This window comes from Streptomyces sp. NBC_00654, assembly GCF_026341775.1.
GTDB lineage: Bacteria > Actinomycetota > Actinomycetes > Streptomycetales > Streptomycetaceae > Streptomyces.
This window is the reverse complement of sequence record NZ_JAPEOB010000001.1, coordinates 3,862,680-3,880,852: the sequence shown is the minus strand read 5'-3', so window position 1 is coordinate 3,880,852 and position 18,173 is coordinate 3,862,680. Positions and strand designations below refer to the sequence as shown.

11 protein-coding genes are annotated in these 18,173 nt (G+C 72.3%); 1 reads left to right on the top strand and 10 read right to left on the bottom strand.

Annotated elements, in window-relative coordinates; translation table 11 throughout:
* Nucleotides 1-3: 3 nt before the first annotated feature.
* From OHA98_RS16655 to OHA98_RS16640, 4 genes are all read right to left on the bottom strand, one after another.
* Nucleotides 4-1,227: an AAA family ATPase gene (locus OHA98_RS16655; RefSeq protein WP_266926568.1), complete on the bottom strand. Its 1,224-nt coding sequence runs from the start codon at nucleotides 1,225-1,227 to the stop codon at nucleotides 4-6.
* The gene (locus OHA98_RS16650) at nucleotides 1,224-6,407 is read right to left on the bottom strand and encodes a hypothetical protein (protein WP_266926567.1); all 5,184 of its coding nucleotides are present in this window, start codon (nucleotides 6,405-6,407) and stop codon (nucleotides 1,224-1,226) included. Before OHA98_RS16650 ends, OHA98_RS16655 begins: the two co-directional genes overlap by 4 nt.
* A complete protein-coding gene (locus OHA98_RS16645) occupies nucleotides 6,404-7,264 on the bottom strand; it encodes a DUF4132 domain-containing protein (protein WP_266926566.1) in 861 nt (286 codons plus the stop codon). The genes OHA98_RS16650 and OHA98_RS16645 overlap by 4 nt, the downstream gene beginning before the upstream one ends.
* A gap of 361 nt (nucleotides 7,265-7,625) precedes the next feature.
* Nucleotides 7,626-10,634 carry a S8 family serine peptidase gene (locus OHA98_RS16640; protein ID WP_266926565.1) on the bottom strand — a complete coding sequence of 1,003 codons (3,009 nt, stop codon included), beginning with the start codon at nucleotides 10,632-10,634 and terminating at the stop codon, nucleotides 7,626-7,628.
* A 279-nt stretch (nucleotides 10,635-10,913) separates the two neighbouring features.
* Between OHA98_RS16640 and OHA98_RS16635 the strand changes: the two genes are divergently transcribed.
* The gene (locus OHA98_RS16635) at nucleotides 10,914-11,894 is read left to right on the top strand and encodes a LuxR C-terminal-related transcriptional regulator (RefSeq protein WP_266926564.1); all 981 of its coding nucleotides are present in this window, start codon (nucleotides 10,914-10,916) and stop codon (nucleotides 11,892-11,894) included.
* Nucleotides 11,895-12,063: 169 nt separating this feature from the next.
* Here OHA98_RS16635 and OHA98_RS16630 read toward each other — a convergent pair whose 3' ends face one another.
* From OHA98_RS16630 to OHA98_RS16605, 6 genes are read right to left on the bottom strand one after another with little or no spacing between them, the layout of a single operon-like run.
* Nucleotides 12,064-13,452, bottom strand: a complete 1,389-nt coding sequence (locus tag OHA98_RS16630) for a condensation domain-containing protein (RefSeq protein WP_266926563.1) — start codon at nucleotides 13,450-13,452, stop codon at nucleotides 12,064-12,066.
* Nucleotides 13,449-14,537 (bottom strand): hypothetical protein, encoded by a 1,089-nt coding sequence (locus OHA98_RS16625; protein WP_266926543.1) that lies wholly within the window; start codon nucleotides 14,535-14,537, stop codon nucleotides 13,449-13,451. The genes OHA98_RS16630 and OHA98_RS16625 overlap by 4 nt, the downstream gene beginning before the upstream one ends.
* The gene (locus tag OHA98_RS16620; protein WP_266927932.1) at nucleotides 14,534-15,511 is read right to left on the bottom strand and encodes a phosphotransferase family protein; all 978 of its coding nucleotides are present in this window, start codon (nucleotides 15,509-15,511) and stop codon (nucleotides 14,534-14,536) included. Before OHA98_RS16620 ends, OHA98_RS16625 begins: the two co-directional genes overlap by 4 nt.
* Nucleotides 15,512-15,552: 41 nt before the next feature.
* Complete coding sequence (locus tag OHA98_RS16615; RefSeq protein ID WP_266926541.1) at nucleotides 15,553-16,563, bottom strand: Gfo/Idh/MocA family protein; 1,011 nt, start codon at nucleotides 16,561-16,563, stop codon at nucleotides 15,553-15,555.
* On the bottom strand, nucleotides 16,560-17,879 hold the full coding sequence (locus OHA98_RS16610; RefSeq protein WP_266926539.1) for a hypothetical protein: 1,320 nt from the start codon (nucleotides 17,877-17,879) through the stop codon (nucleotides 16,560-16,562). The genes OHA98_RS16615 and OHA98_RS16610 overlap by 4 nt, the downstream gene beginning before the upstream one ends.
* Nucleotides 17,876-18,172 (bottom strand): acyl carrier protein, encoded by a 297-nt coding sequence (locus OHA98_RS16605; protein ID WP_266926538.1) that lies wholly within the window; start codon nucleotides 18,170-18,172, stop codon nucleotides 17,876-17,878. Before OHA98_RS16605 ends, OHA98_RS16610 begins: the two co-directional genes overlap by 4 nt.
* Nucleotide 18,173 lies beyond the last annotated feature (1 nt).

The following is an 18,173-nucleotide window of genomic DNA, read 5'->3' as shown; positions in this document are numbered from 1 at the left end:
CCGTCAGTTCTCCAGCACCGAGCGCAGGTCCCACAGGGCACGCCAGGTGGCCGACCCCTGCTCCGCGCGCCTGCGCACCGGCCCGTCCCAGTACCCGAGCAGCCGTGCCGCGTCGGCGGGGTCGTCCTTCCGGACGACGCCGAGCAGATGGCCGGGCAGGAGGGAGAGCACGTCCCGGTCACCGGGGAAGTAGGCGGCGGACAGGCCCAGGGAGCCCGCGACGGAGACCGCCTCCGCCGTGCTCATCACCGTGGAGGGGCGCTCGACCTCCCAGCCCTCCGCGGAGCGGCCTTCGCGCAGGTCCCGGAAGGCGGTGACCAGGGTTTCGAGGACCGCGTCGTCCACCTGGTAGGCGGCGCCCACGCGTTCGACGGCCGCCCGCGACTGGCGCCGGACGAGCGCGGTCTCGGCGTCCACGTCCCCGATGGGGCCCACGGTCTCGAAGTTGAAGCGCCGCTTCAGCGCGGCGGACATCTCCGAGACGCCCTTGTCCCGCAGGTTGGCGGTGGCGATGAGGGTGAACCCGGGGGCCGCGTGCACCTGGGCGCCCTCGCCGCCCGCGAGTTCGGGGACCGCGATCCGCCGCTCGGAGAGCAGTGACACGAGGGCGTCCTGGACCTCCGGCAGGCAGCGGGTGACCTCCTCGACGCGGGCGACGGCACCCCGGGTCATCGCGGCGAGTACCGGGGAGGGCACCAGGGCCTGCTCGGTGGGACCCTGGGCGAGCAGCAGCGCGTAGTTCCAGCCGTACTTGAGCTGGTCCTCGGTGGTGCCCGCGGTGCCCTGCACGGTGAGCGAGCTGGTCCCGCAGACGGCCGCCGACAGCAGCTCGGAGAGCATGGACTTGGCGGTGCCGGGTTCGCCCACGAGGAGGAGTCCGCGCTCACCGGCAAGGGTGATCACGCACCGTTCGACCAGGGCGCGCTCGCCGACGAACTTCTGCTCGATCACCAGGCGGCGCGGCACCCCGGCTCCGGGCCGGGCGCCCTTCGGCAGGCCCAGTGACTCGCCCGCGCTGCCCATCACAAAGGTGACGACGGCGCGCGGGGTGAGCAGCCAGCCGGGTGGGCGGGGCCCGGAGTCGTGGGCGGCGAGGAAGGCCAGCTCGGTGGCGTACCGGTCCTCGGGCGGTGTGACCTGGCGGTGCTCCCGGCCGGGCGCCGTCGCCCGGTCCGGGACGCCGCCCGTGGTGGTGCTGTCCATGGTGGTCGTGGTGTCGTTCGTCATCGGCGGCGGCCCTTCCGGGTTGCGCGGGTGTCCAGTTCTTCGAAGGCGGGGGCGTCGCCGCCGCGGACCCGTGTCCAGGCGGCTGCGAACAGCGCGGGCACGGGGAGGAGGGGCAGGGTCCGGGTGGACCCGGCCACCGGGTACAGACCTTCCTTCCAGGTCTCCAGCGGCAGTCCGGGGGCGCCGCGTTCGAGCCAGCCGCAGGGGAGGAACAGGGTCCGGCCGGCGCGGGAGCGCTTCGCCTCCACGACGAGGCCGGTGGCGGCGAGTTCCGCCCGGGCCTTCTTGACCCGCGCCGGCTTCCACTCGGTCCAGCGGACGCAGTTGCGGTCCGTCGGGTCGGGCAGGGCGAGCAGCATCAGGTAGAGGGCGGCGGCGTCCGCGCTCAGGCCGAGGGCGTCGACCGCCTCGGCCACCAGGTCCGGCACCGCACGCGCCGGGTCCTGGGCCGGGTGGTGCGGGGAGCCGTCGGGGGCACCCGCCGAGACCAACGCGCCGGTCTCCTCTCCCAGCAGTGTGCGCAGGGCGAGCAGATCTCCGGTGCTGTGACGGCCGACGGTGCCCTCGACGAGACCGAACGCCGGGTCGTCGGGGCCTGCCAGGCAGGCCGGGCGTATCAGCAGCTTCTCGTTGCTGCCGTAGCCGGGGGCGAGGAGCAGCGCCGTGCCGGCCCGGACCAGGCCGTCGGCGCCGGCGCCGCCGGACTCGGGGAGCCCGTGGGCTGCTCGGACCACGGGGCCGATCGAACCCCCCGCCTCGGTCCACTCCAGGCCGAGGTCCAGCACCAGGTCCGGGTCGGCGAGGCGGCCACGCAGGGCCGCGAGCCCTGCGGGCAGGTGCGCCCGCAGGGGGTGCCCGTACGGCAGTGCGTAGGCGAGGGTGCGCAGGGCGGTCAGGGCGGAGGAGACCGCACCGCGTGCGCCCACCCGGCGCAGGCCCGGGCGGCCGGTGCCGTCCTGGACATCGGTGCCGTGGGCGAGCCAGGTCCGGGAGCCCGCGTTGAGGACCAGGTCGACGGCGCCCGAGGTGGTGCCCGACAGGTCGAGGTCCAGTTCCTCGGGGACGCGGACGAGGGAGGCCAGGCGCTCCTGCCAGACCTCGGCGGCGGCCCGGACGTCGGGGCCCGTGGACCACAGCTCGGCCGGGTCCGCGGGCAGCAGTGCTCGGAGCAGGGCATGCCGGTCGTCATGGGGCAGGGCGTCCAGCCCGGCCTGGGCCGCCTCGAAGGCGCGTGTCTTCGCCCCGAGCAGCGCGAGCGCCTCGGCGCCGGGCTCCTCGACGGCTGCCGACAGCAGGGCGGCCGACTGGAGGGGGCCGATTCCGGTGGCCGTGTGGAACGCCTCGGCGGCCTCCGGGCGCCAGGGGGCCGGGCCCTGCTCCCGTACCAGGGCGGTGAGCCGGGTGAGCCGGTCGCGGGCGATGCCCTGCCGGTAGACGTGCTCGTGGTCCAGGGTGAAGCCGGGTACGGGGCCGAAGGCGCCGGTCGGGTCGTGGTCCAGGGCAAGCCATTGTGCCGCGTCGTTCGGCGAGTTCCGGCCGCGGTCGGCGAGGACCACGACGGTGCGGGCGCCCTTGCGCAGCACCTGGCCGAGGCGGTGCACGGCTTCGGGTCGTCCCGGCCCGGTTGCCGTTCCGCCGAACGGCTCGATGAGCACCACCTGCCGGACCGTGCCCGCCGGGTCGGCCAGCGGGCCCGCGGCGAGGGTTTCCAGCAGCACGAGGAGCCCGGCGCGATGCTCGGGGGAGGTGGTCGCCGAGGCGGCCCGGTAGGCCAGTTCGGGCAGCTTGTCGAGGAGGAAGGTCCAGGTCAGAAAGTCGCCGGGCACCGTGTACTCGTCCCGCTGCCAGCCGTCCGCCGAGGTGAACGGGACCTTGGACGGTATGGGTGGGCCGAACGCCGGCTCGCCGCCGAGGACATGGTTGACGGCGAGGATCTTCCGGATCACCGTCCACCGGCGCCCGCCTCCCCACCAGTTGCCGTGCATGCGCTCGTAGCCCCAGGCGGAGGCGTTCCGCAGGGTCGTGTCGTCGCCGTGCTCGGGCTCGTGTTCGAAGAACATGCCCTGGGTGCGCGCGGTGTTCCGGGGGGTGGCCGACTGTGCGGGCTTGGGCGGTTCCACGTAGCGGGTGACGGCGACCGCCTGGTCCACGGCGTTGCGGACGAGCGCGGTGACGCCCGCGAGGAGCCGTGCGTCGGACACCTCGGGCAGCACCCGGGCGACGGCCTCCTGGCTCAGCTCCCGCCACGAGGGCCCGGTGTACTCCTTGACGGCCCGGGACGCCTCCAGGTGCCGGGCGACCGCGGCGGCGACCTCCTCGAACAGCTCCCCCGCCCGGGAGTCCGTCAGGTTCCGCAGGGCGGTGGAGCCCCGCTCGTCCCTCGGGCGCAGGGCGTGCCAGTAGGCGACGGGCGGCACGTAGGGGGTGCCTGCCGCGTCGTTCCCACCGGAGGAGTCGGGGGTGACGGACCACAGGCTGCCACCGGAGCCGTCCGTGTCCGAGGGGTGCGCTTCGACGGAGCGGTGGTGCAGGGCCACCACGGGCCGCGACCCGCCGGGCAGGGTGAGGGCGCCGAGCGGCACCGGGGAGTCGCCGCCGGGCAGCGGATACGGCAGGGCGACCGTGTGACCGTCGGGGGTGCCGGCGGCGATCCGGTGCCCGTCGGCGGGGGCGGCCGTGCCGGGCTCGGTGACCGTGCGGCGGACCCAGCGGCCGAGGACCGTGCCGTCCGTGCCGAAGGGGGTGGTCTCCAGACCGGGCTGGAGGGGCAGCACCTGGCAGTGCTCGGTGAGCAGGCGGGTGCCGTCCTGCACCCCGGAGCGGAGGAAGGCGGGGAGGGACGCGCGGCCGTGCGTACCGCTGACCGGGTCGTATTCCAGCCACACCCGCTGCGTGCCCTGGTGGCCTTCCCGCCAGTGGCCGGTGCCGTCGGAGATGACGGCACGCTGCGGCGGGAGGGAGGTGTCGCCCGCGTGCAGGGTCTTGCCGCCGGTGGCGCGGCCGCCGCCGGGCAGCGGCAGGCAGACCTCGTCCGAGGGGCCGGAGCCGCCCCAGCGGGCGATCTGCTCACCGCCGACGGTGAACACCTCGGCGGGGCGGTGCGACCAGTAGCCGCGCTGCTTGCCGTCCTCCCACCAGATGACCAGCAACTCGCCGTCGACGTAACGGAGGGCGAGCGTCCGCCAGTGGTCGACGGTGGCGGGCAGCCGCAGCGTGTGCTGCAGCAACACGCCTTCCGGTCCGACCACGACGGCCCGTTCGAGAGTGTTCAGGATCAGCGCGGGCCAGGCGCCGGTGACACCGACGCTCTCCCACCGGTTGCGGTGCTGACGCGCGGCGGCCTCGGCGGCCAGTTCGGTGTAGGTCTCGTCGAGCGCGGGCCAGCCCAGTTCGTCGAGGACACCGGTACGCAGGGTGGAGGCGAGCAGCGGCAGGACATCGTGGCCCTCCAGGAGTCGCACGGCCTCCGGGGCTACGTCCGCGATCACGGCGCGGAACAGCGAGAGCCTGTTGAGAGCGGTGTGCAGCCCGGGGAGTCCTCGCGCGGCCGTGTACTGCGCGGCGCGGGCGTTCAGCCACTCCCGCAGGATGCCGGAGAGCACGGGGTGCGCCGCCAGCTTCGCCATACCGGCATCGTCCAGCCGCTGACCGTGTCCGTCGCCGAGGCTGCCGATGTTCCGGCGCAGAAGGGCGCGGAAGACCGGCCGTTCGGCGACGGCGGTGAGGTCCCGCGCGCCGGGCGCGGTGTCGGCGAGCCACGGTCCGAACATGACACCGGGCGACCGCGCGGTGTCCGTGTCCTGGTCGTCCGGCTCGGCGACGGGGACGCCGGAAGCCAGGCAGAGGTCGAGAAGGTCCAGATCGGCGGTGCGCTGCCAGCGGCCCTGGAACAGCTCGACGGGGCGCCCGTCGGCGCGCAGCCGGTCCGCCATCCGGGCGGCCAGGTCGAGGGTCTGCGGGCTGCGGCCCGAGGTGGCCCGGTTGCTCCGGCGGTGTGCCTCCCAGCGGGCGAGCCAGTCCGCCGGGGAGAGCGACTGGGCGGCGGCGTCGGAAGGAGCGTTGCCGGAGGTGTCCGGGAGGGCGGTCAGCAGGTCCTCGGCCCCGGACTCGGCCAGCAACGCGAGCCAGCCGGATTCGTCGTCCGTGTCCCGGCCGCTCTCGCTGAGGGTCTCCGGGAAGAAGCCGAGGAGCCGGGTGCGCACGGCCGCATCCCGTCGAGCGAGGGCGATGAGCGCGGAGCGGTAGGCCGCCCAGAACGAGGCGGGGGCGCGGACGACTCCCGGGGAACCGATCAGATCGGCCACCAGTTCGTGTTCGGCGGCCTCGCGGTCCAGCCCGGCGGCCTTGACCAGCGCGCGCACGTCCTGCGGCAGAGCCGCGTACGGCGGCATGCCTGCCGCGCAGCGCTCGACCAGCAGACGACGGAACTGTGCCCACGCGTCTTCCGGTGCGAGCCGGGCCACCAGGTCCCGCACGTACTGCCGCAGCGCCTTGACGGTCAGTGCGCCGGCGAAGGCGAACTCCAGGAAGACCGCCCGCTGCCGGTCCTCGTCCACGACCAGCCCGTGTACCCGCTCGGCCTCGCGGGCCTTGCCGAAGAAGGAGGCGGCATAGGTGGTGTTCTCGGCCTGGAGGAAGAGGCGTGCCACCTGCTCGTAGTAGGTGGGGAGGAAGTGCGGCACGGCCCGGCCGAGCCGGGTGCCGAGTGCGTCGAAGCCCTCCTTGGCCGCTCCGGCGCGGGTCCTGGCCTGCCGGCCCAGCCGCTCGATGTCCTTGACCAGGGCCAGGGCGTGGTGTCCGTTGGCCGGGTCGTTGACCAGCGCCCAGGCCGGGAAGCCCAGCGTCTCGCGGCGCACCTGGCCCACGACGGGGGCATCGGCCGTCCGGGCCAGCCCGAGGAACTCCAGGGCCAGGTCCTCGGCTTCGCCGAGCGTGCCGGGCACGAGCCGGACCACGGGGCGGTCGCCGAGGGCGGTGTGCGTGTAGGTGCGGGCGGTCAGCGCGTCGGCGTCGTCCCGGTCGGTGGTCCCGGCCGGGAGGATCGTGCCCGCGTCCAGCAGGGCCGCCGCGCGGGCCTCGGCGGCGGGGGTGGAGGTGCTCTCGCCCCGGGCCCGGGCGGGGAGGAGCGCCGTGCCCGCTGCCGTCGTGTTCTCGTCGGTGTTCGTCGTCGTGGTACTCATGCCGCCCGCTCCTCGTTCTCCACGTCGCGGCCGGCGTAGAGCGCCGCCGCCATGCGCATGCCCTCGGACCACGCGACGGGGCCGACCTCGGCGGCCGTCAGCGCGCGCCCCGCGGGTTCGGTCCAGCACAGGGGGCCCGTCTCGGTGCCGTACTCGTCGTAGCCGTCGTGCTCGCCGATCCAGATGCGCGCCTCGGCGGTGGCGCCGTCCTCGACGACCGGGCAGACCGCGTATCCGCCGCGCGACCGGTACCCGAGCTGGGTGACGCGGCTGTGCAGGAAGCGCACTTCCTTGAACACGCCGCCGGCGTAGGTGTCCACGGAGGTGGTGTCCGGGACGAGGTCCGGCGGGCGGCGCCACACCTCGCGGAACAACTGCTCCACGTTCTGGCGTACCCCCAGTTCGACCGCGAACTCACGCAGCTCGTCGAGGTCGTCGAGGAGGACCGGGTGGGGCACGCTGACGACGTCCGGGGTGATCCGGACCGTGTCGCCGTCCAGGTCGACGAGACCGAGACCGCGGTCGGGGTCGACATCGCGCAGGAAACCGGCGACCCCACCGTCCACGCCGGTGACCACCACGTCCCGCAGGGCCGCCTGCCACGCCGGGTCGGGCCAGACCCGCGCGAGCACGGCCGTGGGCACCGGCAACGAACGCACCATCCACTGCTCGACGTCGGTCAGGCACTGGCGTTCGTGCCGCTCCAGCCACTCGGTCAACTGCCGGAGTCCGACGACCGCCGGGTCGTCCTTCAATCTGGCCGGGACGGACTTCAGCCGTCGGCCCTTCCCGTTGCGGCAGACCACTTTGCCCGCCTCCAGAGCGACTTCGTAGTCGCCCGCCGGAACCCACCCCATGCGCTGCTCTCCCGTTGTTCCGGACGGCCGCCCGACCGGCGGCACGCTGATGAAACCCGTCGACGGCAACGCACCGTGACGAGTGGGAGAGACTCTAGGCGCCGCCAGTGACAATGGGGCCGGGCCCCCTCCGCTTCGCCGTACGGGCCGAGCCTCGGAAGGACCGCCCGGCGCTGCCCACCGTCCCGCCGGGGCCCGTGGCTCGGCGGGACGGTGGGCAGGGCCCGAGCGGTCGCCCTTCCGTGGCGGCGGGTGTCCGTGACCGTGGCGGGCATGTCGTTCCCGCGGGCATCCGGATCCCGGAGGGGATGGCCGAGCGGTGGCGGCACCGGATCACCGCCACCGCTGCTGTGTACCGGGGTCAGTTGAGGGTCAGGAAGGAGCCCGCGCCGTTGGCGTATTCGATCCAGGTGGTGGACCGGGCGTCCGCCGGGACGCCGGACCAGGTGGCCGTCAGGTCGGTCGGGGTTCCGGGAGTGACACGGGCATGGCCGGGCGTGACGGTGACCGTGCCGCCGGCCGGGCTGTCCGCGGTGATGTTGTTCACCTGGTAGGTGTACGGGGTGACGCTGTCGCCGCTGGTCTCGTCGACGGCCACCACGGCCAGGAAGATCTTCCCCGCCTTCGGCTGCCGCAGGGAGATGGTGGATGTTCCGTCGCTGTCGGGGTCGGCGAACTGGAGTTCCTGCGGGGCACCGTCGACCAGGGGGCCCCAGACGACGCCGGCGATGTTGCCCGCGGCCACGTCGAAATGGACCGAGATCTGGGAAGCCTTGGTTCCGGCCGGGATGGTCGCCTCGTAGTAGACCTCAGCGGTTCCGGTCAGGGTGCCCTTGGTGGAGGGCGAGGAGACCGGGCCGTGGGCGGTGGCCGTGAGGGTCGTGGTGGCCGGGGTGACGGAGTAGGTGATCTCGCCGTTGGTGCCGGTGCCCTTGATCTCGGCAGGGGCGTGGACGCTCTGGGGGGTGACGGCTATCGGGCTGCGGACGGTGGCCCGGCCGGAGGTCCAGGTGAGGGAACCGGTGTTGAGGACTCCCGAGGGTGCGGTGGTCACGTCGAGCTTGACCGTGAAGGTGCGCTTCTGCCCGGGGTGGCTGAAATGCAGGACGGACGGGGAGACGGTGGCCTTGATACCGGGAAGGTCGACCTTGGCGCGGTAGGTGCCGGCCGAGGTGGCGGTGACGGTGCGGGTGACGGTCTGGGTGCCGAAGAGCTCACCGATCGCGATGGAGGGGTAGTTGAGGTCGCTGGGGTCGATGGCCCTGGTTCCGCTCCGGGTGTCGATGCCGACGCCCTCCAGGTAGGCGAGCCAGTCCCGCTCGGTGGAGTCGTAGACGAGTCCGGGCCGGAGCATGGCCCGGGCGTCGACCTCGCCGGCGCCCTGGGCGAAGACGTCGTCGCTGTTCTCGCCATCGGCGGTCCTGGTGGAGGAGGCGGTGGTCATCATGGCCGACTTGACGCTCATGGGCGACCATGCGGGGTGCTCGGCGAAGTAGAGGGCGGCGAGCCCGGCGATGTGCGGGGCTGCCATGGAGGTGCCGGAGTAGAAGTCGAAGTCGCGGCCCTCGTTGCCGGGCGGCGATACGGCGGCGAGGATGGTGGCGCCGGGCGCGGTGATGTCGGGCTTGAGAAGGTCCCCGTTGCTGATGAGGGAGGGACCGCGGGAGGAGAAGCCGGCGACCTGCGGGTAGGCGGCGCCGTTGCCACCCCGGGTGAGGGTGGCGGTGGCGTTGTCCGTGGCGGCGTAGTCGCGTACGGCGGTGGCGTCGGGACCGTTCAGGTGGACGGTGGGTATGGAGTGCAGGTCGCCGTCGGTGCTCTCGTCGCGGGTGTTCACCAGGACCATGCCGATGCCGCCGGCTCGCTTGACTTCGGCGGATTTGTCGATGCGGGCGTTGGTGCCCCGATCGCAGACGACTGTCTTCCCCGTGGTCCGTGCGGGGTCGAGGGTGCCGGTGACACAGAGGTTGGCATCGGCGGTGTCGGCGTCGGCGGTCTTGACGGCGGCGGCGCGGACGAGAGGTGCGGAGCCGACGGTTTTCTGCACGCTGGTGCTGATGCCGGTGTGGCTCTTTCCGTTGCCGAGGGTCACGGTGCCGGTGTGGGAGGCGATGGTTCCGGCGGCGACGGTGGTGGTCCAGGGGGCGGTGTTGTCGAGGCTGGAGGCCCCGGGGCCGGCGTTGCCCCCGGCGGTGGCGACGAAGACACCGGCGGCGGCGGCGTTGCGGAGCGCGGTCTGGGACGGGTCGTCGTACGCGCTCTCGACTTCGGCGCCGAGGGAGTAGTTGATGACGTCCACGCCGTCGGCGACGGCCTGGTCGATGGCTGCCACGAGATCGCTGGTCAGGCCGCCGTCCTGGGTGCCGTCCTTGCTCTGCCAGAGAGCCTTGTAGACGGCGACGCCGGCGGCGGGGGCGACGCCGGAAACCGTACCGAAGTCCTTGCCGTCGGCGGTGGCGTGGACGCCTGCGTCACCGGCCGCGGTCGACGCGGTGTGGGTGCCGTGGCCTTCGCTGTCGCGGGGGGAGAGGTAGCCGGCCCGGTTGGATGCGGGGACGTGTTGGAGCCAGGCGTCTCCGAAATAACGGGCGCTGATGATCTTCTGGTTGCAGGCGGCGGCGGTGAAGCTCTCGCCGGTCTGGCAGGTGCCGGTGAAGGTGGTGCCGTCGGCCTTGTGCATGACGGTGGTGGTGCCGTTGCGGTAGGGCCGGTAGGGGTCGCCCTTGGTGGGCTTCTTGGTGGGTGTGCCGGTGGGCTTCCGGGCCGTGAGTGCGGGGGCGCGGAAAGAGGCGCTCTCGGGCCAGATCCCGGTGTCGATGACGCCGATGACGACGCCCTTGCCGGCCTTGGCGGTGCCTCCGAGGGCGGCCCACAGACCCTTTCGGCCGGAGAGGCCGAGGAAGTCGGTGGAGTTCTTGTCGTCGGTGGCGTGGTGGAATCGGTCGGGGGCGATACCGGTGACGCCCTTGGTGGCGGCCAGTCGGACAAGCTGGCGGCCGGTGAGCTGGGCGCTGAAGGTGTTGGTGGTGACGGCGTAGTGCTGGCGGACGGTGGCGCCGACCTTCTTGGCCATGTGTTTCTGTTCGTCGACCAGGTGGGTGCGGTAGCGCTTGGCGTCGGTGGTGGTGACGTCGAGTTTCCTGCCCCCGGTGGGCTTGGTGGCGGGGAGGCTGTCGATGCTGCCGTCGTAGGTGACGAGGGGTTGGCCGGCAAGGGTGATCAGGTAGGTGCCGGTAGCCGGAGGCGTGGTACGGCCGGTGGCGGCGGCGGGGGCGGCAAGCGGAAGGCTGAGGGCGGCGAGGGCAGTGGTGAGCAGGGCACTGATGGCGCCGCGTCGGGTGCGGGACGCTCTTCGTGGCTGAGGTGTCACGGTGTTCCTCACAGGTGTCCGGACATACCGGGTGGGCGGGCAGGAGTGCTCGCCCGGCGGATGTGCGGGCCGACGGCTGGGTGGATGAACCGCCGTTCACATGGGGGTTGAGAGGCGATTCGGGAGAAGTGAACGCTGTGCGATCACATGCTGTCCAGATAATCTGTTGGCGTCTTTGGTCCGGTGACCAAACGCGCCACCTGTGAAGGGACGGTCGGCCGGACGTGACTGCTCCTACCTGTCCGGGGACGGCCCGCACATGTGGCAGGGAGGCTGAGTGTGCTGGAAGCAGTGGGCGTGAGCGCGTTCGACGAGGACGTGTACCGGGCGGTGTTGTCAGGACCGCGGAGTACGGTGCGTGATCTCGCGGAGCACGCGGGGGCCGGGGTGGCGCGGACAGGACAGGCGTTGAGGCGTCTCGCCGGTCTGGGGCTGGTGCGGCGGGTGGGGAGGGGCCAGTGGGAGTCGGTGAGTCCGCGGTCCGCGTTGTCGGCGTTGCTGAACCTGCGCCGGTCGGAGGCCGAGACGGTGTTCGCGGGGGTGGAGACGGAGTTCGCCGATCTGCACCGCCTGCACCGGGCAGGGCAACTGGGCTCGGATCCAGGGGCCTTGGTGGAGGTGCTGACGGGCCGGGAGGTGACGGCACGGAAGATCGAGGAGCTGAACCGGTCCGTCACCACGCATCTGTGGACGCTGGACAAGCCGCCGTATCTGGAGCCGGTGGGACAGCCGCATTTCCATGAGCGGGAGACGGCGACGACTCGGGAGTGGGCGGAGCGTGGGGTGGACATCCGAGGCGTGTACTGCCTGGAGTCGATCGAGCCGCCCGGACGGCTGGAGACGCTTCTGGAGCTGGCGGCGCTCGGGGAGCGGTCACGGTTGCTGCCGCATCTTCCCTTCAAGGCCCGGATCGTGGACCGGCGGGTCGCGGTGGTGCCGCTGACGGGGGGAAGCCAGGACTCCATCGTGCTGGTGCATCCGTCAGGTCTGCTGGACGGGCTGATGGAGCTGTTCGAGGCCTACTGGGAGCAGGCCGAGCCGCTGCTCTCCGAGAGGCCGGATTCGGTGGAGGGACCCAGCCAGGAGGAACTGATGCTGCTGCGGTTGCTGCACGCCGGATGCAAGGACAAAGCGATCGCCCGGCAGTTGGGGGTGAGTGTGCGTACAGCGACGCGTCGGGTGGCGGCGTTGATGCGGAGGCTGGATGCGGGAACGCGGTTTCAGGCCGGAGTGAGGGCACGGGAGCGGGGTTGGGTGTGAAGTTCCCCCAAAGGCCTTGCACACGCCTCACCCTGATGGCGCGGCGAGGAACTGACGGGGGGCGGGGAGCCCTTCGGTACAGTGCGACGGCCGGGCCGTACGGCGGGGCCGGCCACTGCCGGAGGCTCAGGAAGCGGGCGGCCGGTGGCCGCCGCGCCCGTTCCTCCGGTCAGCGGCTCACTGCCCCGGCCACCCGGGTGTCCGAGTCGGCGGCGAAGCGGCGCAGGACACTCATGTAGTCCGCCAGGAACTCCTGTGCCCACTGGGCGCGGTACTCCCCTGTGTCCGTCCGCAGTTCGACCAGCGCGCTCCCACCGCTGTCACGGATGTGCACCCGCATCCCGCCCCGGGGCACCTCGTCGCGAGCGATGCGCACGGTGGTCACGGTCAGCCCGTCGGCCTGGAGCTTCCAGGAGGAGCCGCCCGAGGTGAGGTCGAAGTTCACGTACCTCGGTCCGTGCCCCGTCGCGGAGAGGTAGCGGATCCCGTAGTCGTCCGGATGGAGTTCTCTGGCGATCAGGGCGTGGGGCAGCTCCTGGTGCCGGAGGGCGCCGAATATCGTGCGGCTCTCGCTCTGCGCCACTTCCGCGAGCGACTCCTCACCCGAGAAGGTGGTACGCAGCACGCACGGCGTGGCGAAGTAGCCCACGGCGCGCCGCACTTCGCTCTGGGACCGATTGGCCAGCGAACCCATGATCGCGACATCGGACGCCGTCCCGTCGCTCTCGCCGAGTGCGAGCCGGTGGTGCCGTACGGTGACTTTGAGGGCAGCCGCACACACCGCGGTCAGCGTCACACGCTGCCGGCGAACGGTGTGCATCAGCCCCGCGTGCAAGGGCTGGTCCACGGTGATCCGGTCCACCCGCAGCCGGCGCTCCGCGCCGTCCTGGATCGCGGGGTCACGAAGCCTCGAAAGGGGGACGGTGGCGACACCGTCCAGTTTCCGGCGCCAGTAGCTCAGCAGCTTCTCGCGTTCCCGGCCGGCCAGGAAACGGCGCTCCGAGTGGGCGAAGTCCAGGAACTGAAAGGGGAGACGGGGCAGCTCGACGCCGGCGCCCCCGCGTCCGCCCGCCGCGTAGAGGGCGAAGAGGTCCTCGGCGAGAATCCGGCAGGACTCACCGTCCGCGATGACGTGGTCCAGGACGAATCCCACGAGGTGGTGCGCGGGTGCCACGCGGATGCACCGCACACGCAGGAGGGGACCGCTCGCCAGGTCGAAGGGGACGGCGGCGGTCTCGGCGACGAGCCTTCGGGCGGCCTCCCACGACTCCTCCGGCGTGTCCCCCTCGGCGGAGAGGACCGCGAAGTCCAGTTCGTCCGCCGGGCGCAGAGCGATGTCGTAGGAGCCCTCGGGGAAGACGATCCGCACGCTCTCGTGGCGCGACTGCAGCTCGGCCAGGGCCGCTTCCAGCCGGCGGGTGTCGAGTTCCCCCTCGACGGAGCAGCCGAAGACCAGCACATTGCTCTGCTGGCTCACCTTGCGGCCGTGCACCAGGCGTTCCTCCTGTGTGAACGATGCCCTCTGGGTCTGGCGGCGGTCGGCTTCGTACAGCTTCATTCTGAACACAGGGAGGCCTCTCCGCCGGAAAGAGCCGCCGCGAGGTCCCGCGGACCTTCGGTGGCGCCGAGCAGGGCGCGGTGCATCTCCTCCAGCGGGCGGAGGGGGAACCCGTCGGCGCGCCAGTCCTCGTAGCGCACTCCGAAACCCAGGTCGCACCACAACTGGGCGTTGTGGGACTCGTGTTCGCCCGAGGGTTCCAGCAGTACGAGGGGGGTGGCCGACCACAGCGAGTCCAGGAGTGTGCCCCCGCCGGGCTTGCTGACCATGGCGTGTGCCGTACGTGACAGATCGAAGGAGGAGTGATGCGCGCTGCCCCGCGTGTACGTGATGTCCGATGTCGACCGGCCCGGCACGAGGCGGCCGAGCGGGGGGTATCCGTCGTCCAGCCACGGATGCCACGTGGGACTGAGGGCGAAGTGACGGGTCCGGCCGCTGAGGGGATCCGCCTCCTCGGCGGCATGCACGACCAGGTCGATGTCATGCCCTGCGGAGGCGAGTTCGGCGGCCCGGTCACGGTAGGTTCCCATGCCCCACCCGCCCCCGTGCACCAGGAGGCGGGGTTCACGCCGGCCCCAGTCGAGCGGCGGCTCCGCGGTGACCGGGATCGTCCAGGGCAGTGCGGTGTCCGCCCGCGAGGCCAGCCAGACCTCCTCGGTACCCGGGAGAGGGGCTCCCGCCTTCCGGAAGGACGGCGAGGGGACCGAGTCGACATGGCAGAGGATCACGCGCAGCGGCCGGCCGGTCCGTTCCGTGAAGTGCCGGACGAGGTTCAGCCAGAATCCGGAGAGGACGACCACGGTGCGCACTCCGCTCGCCTCCCAGCGGCGCAGCAATTCCTCACGTGCTCCGGCATCGATCGCCGCCGCCGGGTCGGAGGCGATCCGCTGCCCCGCCCGCGCCACGCGGAAATCACGGTGGAACACCTCGCGCGAGGCGGTCACGGCCGCGAGCCGGTCGGGGGGAAGCAGCCGCTCCAGCACCTCGACCACGGCGGGTACGCCTCGCTCCCGCAGCCGGGACGCGAGCAGCAGCCCCGGTACGTGCACGCCCAGGGCGACCCCCGAAGTGAGTACCGCGATCACCGGCGACCGCCGCGCGGTGCCGATTCCACGTCCTCCAGGGCCGATACGAGCTGGGGGGCCACATGGCTCCACGCCCACTCCCGGTCGGCGGGCGCGGCGTCCCGGGGTTCCACCTCCACCAGCATGATCAAGTAGAGGTACGCCCGGTAGAGCGCGAGACGCAGGCGTACCGAATCGTCGAAGACGCTGTCCCCGCCGGCGCCGGCGTAGCCGACGAGGAACTCCTTGTCCTGCTCGATGTCGGCGAAGAGCGCCAGCGAGACGAAGTCGGCCACCGGGTCGCCCCAGAACATCCGCTCGCCGTCGATCAGCCCGCTCAGCCGGACGGCGCCGGGCGGCCCGGAGAGCAGCCTGTTTCCCTGCCACAGGTCGAAGTGGACCAACGCGGGCCGGGTGACGTCGTCCAGTACGCCGGACGCGGCGGCGAACACCTCCCGGATCGCCGCGGTGGAACGCGGGAGCCGCGCGGCGTAACGCTCCGCGTCGTCCAGCACGGCACCGGTCATCGCGGTGAACGCCTCCCGCCACGTGGGCGCCAACGGCCCCAGCGGCTGCGCGGGGTAGCCGAATCCGGGCCCCGTGACGGTGTGCAGGCGGGCCACCAGCCGCCCCAGCTCCTCCCGCAGCCCGGCCTGTTCGCTCTCCTCCAGAGAGCCGGCGACCTCGTGCCAGGGAGTACCGGGGCAGGCTGTCATGATCAGGTAGGGGCCGGTTCCCGTGGTGGAGCCGGTATCGCTGTGGACCACCCGGGGCACGATGCCGTCGCTGTCCACGGTCGCGGCGGACTCGTAGAAGGTGATCTCGCCGGTCAGCAGCCCGCGCTCGTAGGCCAGACCCGCTGTCGACCGCGGTGGGAGTTTCAGCACCCAGTCGCGGCCCCGGTCCAGGGATACTCGCAGGACCGTGTTGTACGTTCCGCCCGTCAGCGGCGTGTACCGGGCCGACTCCCTGCCCCGAACTCCGAGTTCTCCCAGGACGGCGGCGGCCGTCTCGACGGACTTCTCGTGGGACGTGTTCAATTTCGCTCCTCCGTGACGGACCCGGACATCTGTCGTCGTGCTGCCTCATGGATCCGGTCCATGAGCGCGATACGCGGTTCGGCGGCACCGAGTTCGGCGCCCCAGTGCGTTCCCTCCTGCCGCAACAGCGCACGAATGCGTGCGAACTGCTGCGTGTAGTAGGACACCGCGGGGGTTCTGGTCACTGTTCTGCTGCCGTCACGGGCCACTACCGTGATGTTCAGGGAGACAGCCCCGGCGACGGGCAGCAGGACGCCTCGGATCCGGACGGTACCCTCACGGAACACGTACATGTGCTCGGTGGTACGGCTCGTGCCGAAGGAACACTCCAGCGTGGCGCGCCGGCCGCTGGGCAGCGCCAGGGCCGCGGAGAAGCGGCGGTCCACTCCCCCGAAGCCGTCGAAGTCGGAGTGCCCCGTCCCTCGGGCGTCGGTGATGCCCACCGTGTCCTGGAGTGCCTGAAGCCAGTACCCCGCGGAATCGTAGAAGCACCCCCCGCCGAGGTCGGGCCGCCAGCGGTAGCCCGGCCCCGGCTGCACCGCGAAGTCGAACCGGCTGCGCACATCGACGAGTTCACCGAACGTGCCGGACCGCAGCCATTCGCGCACCGTCCGGTGCCAGGGGTGTCCGAGCGTGGGCAACGCCTCCAGCACATGGCCGCCCCCGTGCCGCTGCGCGGCGCCGATCGCCGAGAGCTCCTGCCGCGTCAGGCACAGGGGCTTCTCGACGACCACGTGCTTGCCCGCCCGCGCCGCACGCTCCGCCCATCGCGCGTGTCCCGCGGTGTGCAGGGAGATGTAGACCAGATCGACCGCGGGATCGTCGATCAGGTCCTCGTAGCACGCGTGGACGTGCGGGATCGCGTGGCGGCGGGCGTATTCCCCGGCGCGGTCGGGAGCGGAAGCGGCCACCGCCCGTACGCTGACGTCGTCGTACTCCCGACTGGGGCGGATCATGGTGCGCTCGGCTATCCCGGTCGCCCCGATCAGCCCGATGGCCAGGCTCATACCGGGACACCTCCTCGCTTCACATGGATCCCCGCGCGCCCGGCACTGGCCCGGGTACGTTCCCGGAGCCGCGGGAACTCCTCCGGAGCGCAGAAGGCGGCGCAGAACAGGCGCCCGGACGAGGTGCGGAGCGATCCGCCGACGAGCGGCAGCACACCTGGCCGCGGTCCTCGCGTGTAGAGCAGCCCGTCCTCCGAGAGCGCGCGCAGCAGTCCGTCGATGCCTGCTCCCGGCTCCACGGCGACATCGCTCTGCCACAGGTGGCCGTTCAGTCCGTGGCGGGCCGCCCGCCGGTCGAGGTGCAGACTGAGCAGGCCCAGCGAGCTCCGGGCGTTGACTTCCAGGAGCGGGACCCAGGTGTCGCCCTCCACCAGCATCGAGTCGACACCGACGGGGCCGGAGTAGCCCTCCGCCACCAGGGCCCGGGCCACTTCGTCCAGAACCGCGGTGTAGTCCCCGCGCCGGGCGCGGCGCGTCACCTCGGGCGTCGGCGGCCCCGAGGCGTGGTGGCGGTAGCCGTCGTTGGTCATGCTCCGCAGACCGAAGTGCTCCCAGGTGCCGTCGCATCCGATCTCCAGGTGGCCGGAGAAGTCCGCACGCCGGGCATGGCGCGGCTGGACCACGAACGTGACCCGCAGCCCGCGCTCCTCCTGACGCCGGACGTGTCTGACCAGTCGGGCACCCGCCCGGGGCGTCATGACCTCCACGGTGCCCTGACCGGCGACCCCGTAGGCGTCCTTGACCAGGGCTACGCGCTCTCCGCCGGCCAGTGTGCGGGTGAGCGCGGCCTCCAGTTCCTGCGCGGAGCGCACGGTCCGGCCCGCCCCGGGGAGCCCGAGGCGTTGGGCCAGCGCCGTCGACCACGCTTTGCCGTTGACCCGGGCCACGGTCTCCGCGGGCGGCACGGCGGACGGCCGCCCTGCCCCGGTCAGCAGTCGCCGCGTGGCGGGCAGCACCGCGAAGGGGCGGACGCGCTCGTGCCCGGCCATGGCCCCCACCAGCTCCTGGTCACGCGCGAGCAGCTCCTCGACGGCGGGCTCCTCCGCGACGGCCGTCCCGCCGTCCGCCACCGGGGGTTGCGCGCAGCGGTGCTCGAAGTCGAAGCCTGCCTTCGCCATCGCCTCCCGGTGGGGTGCGGTGAGCGCTCTCCGGGTGATCAGAAGGTCGCCTGGCCCGGTGAAGCCGAAGAGCATCTCGTCCATGCTGCCGATCACGGGGTCCGCCCCCGAGGACGCCAGCCGGGGGAGCTCCGCCAGGTCGGGCGGGCGCCAGTGCCCTTCGGCCCCGAAAGTGCCGAAGTGGACAGCGGTGGTCACGTCCGCGCTTCCCGGGGCTCGGCTCCTTCTTCGCCGCCGGCCAGCGGCTGGACGGTCTCGGCGCTGAACTGCCGGACCGAGCGAAGTGTCTGGAGGCTGAGGCTCTCGTACTCCAACTCGATGTCGAACTCCTCCTCGACCCTCAGCAGGAATTCGATGGCCTGCAGGGAGTCGAGCCCCAGGTCCTGGACGATGTCCGCTTCAATGGATATCTCGTGGGCCTCGAATTTTCCCTTGAAGATATCGACGAGGACCTTCTTGACGCGCGTTTCGATGTCGGATTCCGGCACCATG

What these genes read in the sequence shown, in the direction of transcription:
- OHA98_RS16655 (WP_266926568.1), bottom strand. Translation starts at nt 1,227, where the DNA reads ATGACGAACGACACCACGACCACCATGGACAGCACCACCACGGGCGGC.
- OHA98_RS16650 (WP_266926567.1), bottom strand. Translation starts at nt 6,407, where the DNA reads ATGAGTACCACGACGACGAACACCGACGAGAACACGACGGCAGCGGGC.
- OHA98_RS16645 (WP_266926566.1), bottom strand. Translation starts at nt 7,264, where the DNA reads ATGGGGTGGGTTCCGGCGGGCGACTACGAAGTCGCTCTGGAGGCGGGC.
- OHA98_RS16630 (WP_266926563.1), bottom strand. Translation starts at nt 13,452, where the DNA reads ATGAAGCTGTACGAAGCCGACCGCCGCCAGACCCAGAGGGCATCGTTC.
- OHA98_RS16615 (WP_266926541.1), bottom strand. Translation starts at nt 16,563, where the DNA reads ATGAGCCTGGCCATCGGGCTGATCGGGGCGACCGGGATAGCCGAGCGC.
- OHA98_RS16605 (WP_266926538.1), bottom strand. Translation starts at nt 18,172, where the DNA reads ATGGTGCCGGAATCCGACATCGAAACGCGCGTCAAGAAGGTCCTCGTC.